We start from the raw sequence: 410 nt of genomic DNA, 5'->3' as shown, positions 1-410 counted from the left end.
AGACAGCCAGCGATGTTCCCAGACCTGTCCGGGCGACGCGCCCTGGTCACCGGTGGCACCCGCGGCATCGGCCGGGCCGTCGTGCTCGGCCTGGCCCGCGCCGGCGCGACGGTCGTCGTCGGCTACCAGCGCCAGACCGAGGAGGCCGAGAGCCTGCGCCGCGAGCTGAAGGACACCGGCGGCGACCACCTGCTGCTCCAGGCGGACGTGGCCGACCCGGCCCAGATCACTGAGCTCATCGAGGCCACCGGCACGCATCTCGGCGGCCTCGACATCGTGGTCAACAGCGTCGGGACTATCAGCCACATCCCCTACGCGGACCTGTTGCTGGATGCCTGGACGCAGGTGCTCGCCACCAACCTCACCGCCACCCACCTGGTCACCCAGGGCGCGCTGGCGCTGCTCGGCGA

General features: G+C 72.0%; 1 protein-coding gene. It reads left to right on the top strand.

The annotated features are described in order from the left end of the window. Positions 1-12: 12 nt before the first annotated feature. A partial coding sequence (locus G6R25_RS24645; protein WP_163554716.1) for an SDR family NAD(P)-dependent oxidoreductase occupies positions 13-410 on the top strand: 398 nt, incomplete at its 3' end.

The organism is Candidatus Frankia alpina, assembly GCF_902806485.1.
Taxonomy (GTDB): Bacteria; Actinomycetota; Actinomycetes; order Frankiales; family Frankiaceae; genus Frankia; species Frankia alpina.
This window is presented reverse-complemented; position numbering and strand designations above follow the sequence as displayed.